The organism is Streptomyces pathocidini (assembly GCF_001418495.1).
In the GTDB taxonomy this organism is placed as follows: domain Bacteria; phylum Actinomycetota; class Actinomycetes; order Streptomycetales; family Streptomycetaceae; genus Streptomyces; species Streptomyces pathocidini.
Genome location: NZ_LIQY01000425.1, coordinates 1 through 3,884, shown reverse-complemented (window position 1 = coordinate 3,884; position 3,884 = coordinate 1). Strand labels below are relative to the sequence as shown.

Sequence of the window (3,884 nt, the reverse complement as noted above, 5' to 3'; positions counted from 1 at the left end):
GGGGCGGCCTTGCGGGGAGGCGGGGGCGCTGGGCCCAGTACGGCCGAGGTCCCCGTCGCGTACGCACCATCCTTGTGCACCGTGGTCGCCCTCCCATGGTCGGTTGCGGCGTGCCCGGGCGCGGGCCGGTTCGAGCAGAGTTTCAAGAATAGGTAATGCCGTACAACCCGGTTCTGTCCCACCCGGACCACCCCGAACCTCGCCCGCGCACCGAAGGGCGTGCAATGATGTCGGCGCCAACTCCATACCGGCCGTTCGACTCCGCGCGGGAGAGTCCCCGGACACGGCATCCGTGCCAGTGCCGGGGCGCCGAAGGAGCAAGTCCTCCCTTGAATCTCTCAGGCCCCGTACCGCGCGGGCTAGGCACATCTGGAAAGCGGGTCGCCCCGGGCGGCTCCACCCAAGGTGCAAGCCGCGGATCCGTGACACCGGATCGTGGTGAAGCTCTCAGGTTCCGATGACAGATGGGGAGGCTGTGTTTTCTTCGACTCCAGCCTCGCCACCCCTTTGTCCGGGAGCCAGAACCATGACCGAAGCCCCCCGCCGTACCGCGCTGGACGCGGCGCACCGCGCACTCGGCGCGACCATGACCGACTTCGCGGGCTGGGACATGCCGCTGCGCTACGCCAGTGAGCGCGACGAGCACGTCGCCGTCCGCACCCGCGCCGGGCTCTTCGACCTCTCCCACATGGGCGAGATCACCGTCACCGGCCCGCAGGCCGCGGACCTCCTCGACTACGCGCTGGTGGGCAACATCGGCGGCGTCGCCGTCGGCCGCGCCCGCTACACCATGATCACCAACGCCGAGGGCGGCATCCTCGACGACCTGATCGTCTACCGGCTCGCCGAGCACGAGTACATGGTCGTCGCCAACGCCTCCAACGCGCAGACCGTGCTGGACGCGCTCACCGAGCGGCAGGCCGGCTTCGACGCGGCCGTCCGCGACGACCGCGAGGCCTACGCGCTGATCGCCGTCCAGGGCCCGGAGTCCCCCGGCATCCTCAAGTCGGTGACCGACGCCGACCTGGACGGCCTGAAGTACTACGCCGGCCTGCCTGGCACGGTCGCCGGCGTCCAGGCGCTCATCGCCCGCACCGGCTACACCGGCGAGGACGGCTTCGAGCTGTTCGTCGCGCCCGGCGACGCCGAGACTCTGTGGCAGGCGCTCACTGAGGCGGGCGCCTCCGTGGGCCTCGTCCCCTGCGGCCTGTCCTGCCGCGACACCCTGCGCCTCGAGGCGGGCATGCCGCTGTACGGGCACGAGCTGACCACCGCGACGACCCCTTTCGACGCGGGGCTCGGCCGGGTCGTGAAGTTCGAGAAGGCCGGGGACTTCGTCGGCCGCGCCGCCCTGGAGGCCGCGGCCGAGCGAGCCGAGAAGAACCCGCCGCGCAAGCTGGTCGGCCTGATCGCCACCGGCCGACGCGTGCCGCGCGCCGGATACGCGGTGGTGGCCGCCGAGTCCGGGGCTGTCATCGGCGAGGTCACCTCGGGCGCCCCGTCCCCGACCTTGGGCAAGCCGATCGCCATCGCGTACGTGGACGCCGCGCACGCCGAGGCCGGCACGGAGGGCGTCGCGATCGACATCCGCGGCAGCCACGAGCCGTACGAGGTCGTCGCGCTCCCCTTCTACAAGCGGCAGCGCTGACGCCTTCCGCACAGCGGCAGCGCCGGCGCCCTTCCGCGAGCGCCGGTGCTGGCGCCCGTACCGACACACACCGCGCTCCACAGGCCTGACATCGCGTTCGCCGGACCGGCGTCTAGCGTCTACTTCGTCACGCCTGTCCCACCTGTCAAGACCACGTATCCGAGCACGCCCCCGCATCCAGGAGAATTCAGGTCATGAGCAACCCCCAGCAGCTGCGCTACAGCAAGGAGCACGAGTGGCTCACCGCCGCCGACGCGGACGGTGTGTCGACCGTGGGCATCACCTCGCACGCCGCCGACGCGCTCGGTGACGTCGTCTTCGTCCAGCTCCCCGAGGTCGGTGACACCGTCGCCGCGGGCGATTCCTGCGGCGAGCTGGAGTCGACCAAGTCCGTCAGCGACCTCTACTCGCCGGTCTCCGGCGAGATCACCGAGATCAACCAGGACGTCGTGGACGACCCGGCGCTGGTGAACTCCGCCCCGTTCGAGGGCGGTTGGCTGTTCAAGGTGCGGGTGGCGGACGAGCCGGCGGACCTGCTGTCCGCCGACGAGTACACCGCCTTCACCGGCAACTGACCCCGGCCCCTGCCCCGATTGGGATCACGATGTCGATTCTCAACCAGTCTCTCCACGAGCTCGACCCGGACGTCGCCGCCGCGGTCGACGCCGAGCTGCACCGCCAGCAGTCCACCCTCGAGATGATCGCCTCGGAGAACTTCGCTCCGGTCGCCGTCCTCGAGGCCCAGGGCTCGGTGCTGACCAACAAGTACGCCGAGGGGTACCCCGGCCGCCGCTACTACGGCGGCTGCGAGCACGTCGACGTCATCGAGCAGCTCGCGATCGACCGCATCAAGGAGCTGTTCGGCGCCGAGCACGCGAACGTACAGCCGCACTCCGGCGCGCAGGCCAACGCCGCGGCGATGTTCGCGCTGCTCTCCCCCGGCGACACGATCCTGGGTCTGAACCTCGCCCACGGCGGGCACCTGACCCACGGAATGAAGATCAACTTCTCCGGCAAGCTCTACAACGTGGCCGCATACCACGTGGACGAGCAGACCGGGCAGGTCGACATGGACCAGGTCGAGCGCCTGGCCAAGGAGCACCGGCCGAAGCTGATCATCGCGGGCTGGTCGGCGTACCCGCGCCAGCTGGACTTCGCGGCGTTCCGGCGGATCGCCGACGAGGTCGGCGCGTACCTGATGGTCGACATGGCCCACTTCGCGGGCCTGGTGGCCGCGGGCCTGCACCCCAACCCGGTGCCGCACGCCCACATCGTCACCACCACCACGCACAAGACCCTTGGCGGCCCGCGCGGCGGCGTCATCCTCTGCACCGCCGAGCTGGCCAAGAAGATCAACTCCGCGGTCTTCCCCGGCCAGCAGGGCGGCCCGCTGGAGCACGTCATCGCGGCCAAGGCGGTCTCCTTCAAGGTCGCGGCGAGCGAGGACTTCAAGGAGCGCCAGCAGCGTACGCTGGCGGGCGCGAAGATCCTCGCCGAGCGGCTGTCCGCGGCGGACGTCGCCGAGGTCGGCGTCTCGGTCCTGTCCGGCGGCACGGACGTGCACCTGGTCCTGGTGGACCTGCGCAACTCCGAGCTGGACGGCCGGCAGGCCGAGGACCGCCTCCACGAGGTCGGCATCACGGTCAACCGCAACGCCATCCCGAACGACCCGCGGCCGCCCATGGTGACCTCGGGCCTGCGGATCGGCACCCCGGCGCTGGCCACCCGCGGCTTCCAGGCGGAGGACTTCATCGAGGTCGCGGACATCATCGCCGAGGCGCTGAAGCCCTCGTACGACGCCGAGGCGCTCAAGGCCCGCGTGACCGCGCTGGCCGACAAGCACCCGCTGTACCCGGGCCTGAAGTAGCAGGCAGGGTGCGCCGGACGGCGCCCTCGCGGCCCCGCCCGGCGCACCCGCGCACGAACTCCCCCAGCAGACAAGGAAGTCCGCCACCGTGGCCATCTCCGTCTTCGACCTCTTCTCGATCGGCATCGGCCCGTCGAGCTCGCACACGGTCGGCCCGATGCGCGCGGCGCGCATGTTCGTGGGCCGGCTGAAGAAGGACGGCCTGCTGGCGCAGACCTCGGCGGTACGGGCCGAGCTGTTCGGCTCGCTCGGCGCCACCGGCCACGGCCACGGCACCCCCAAGGCGGTCCTGCTCGGCCTGGAGGGCCACTCACCGCGCACCGTCGACGTGGCGAGCGCCGACGCCGAGGTCGCCCGCATCCGCACCGC

The 3,884-nt window shown here is 71.2% G+C and carries 4 protein-coding genes and 1 riboswitch; all 4 genes read left to right on the top strand.

The genetic code is table 11. The features are described from left to right. Nucleotides 1-256: 256 nt before the first annotated feature. A riboswitch (glycine riboswitch) is annotated at nt 257-363 on the top strand. 163 nt (nt 364-526) lie between these two features. Next, nucleotides 527-1,648: a glycine cleavage system aminomethyltransferase GcvT gene (gcvT, locus tag AOK16_RS19440; protein WP_055473485.1), complete on the top strand. Its 1,122-nt coding sequence runs from the start codon at nt 527-529 to the stop codon at nt 1,646-1,648. Nucleotides 1,649-1,842: 194 nt separating this feature from the next. After that, nucleotides 1,843-2,223 (top strand): glycine cleavage system protein GcvH, encoded by a 381-nt coding sequence (gcvH, locus tag AOK16_RS19435; protein WP_055473484.1) that lies wholly within the window; start codon nt 1,843-1,845, stop codon nt 2,221-2,223. 29 nt (nt 2,224-2,252) lie between these two features. Further along, complete coding sequence (gene glyA, locus AOK16_RS19430) at nt 2,253-3,515, top strand: serine hydroxymethyltransferase (RefSeq protein ID WP_055473483.1); 1,263 nt, start codon at nt 2,253-2,255, stop codon at nt 3,513-3,515. A gap of 88 nt (nt 3,516-3,603) precedes the next feature. Continuing rightward, a partial coding sequence (locus AOK16_RS19425; protein ID WP_276202520.1) for a serine dehydratase beta chain occupies nt 3,604-3,884 on the top strand: 281 nt, incomplete at its 3' end.

Excerpts from the sequence above, each read along its gene's own strand:
- gcvT (WP_055473485.1), top strand. The coding sequence starts at position 527 with ATGACCGAAGCCCCCCGCCGTACCGCGCTGGACGCGGCGCACCGCGCA.
- glyA (WP_055473483.1), top strand. The coding sequence starts at position 2,253 with ATGTCGATTCTCAACCAGTCTCTCCACGAGCTCGACCCGGACGTCGCC.
- gcvH (WP_055473484.1), top strand. The coding sequence starts at position 1,843 with ATGAGCAACCCCCAGCAGCTGCGCTACAGCAAGGAGCACGAGTGGCTC.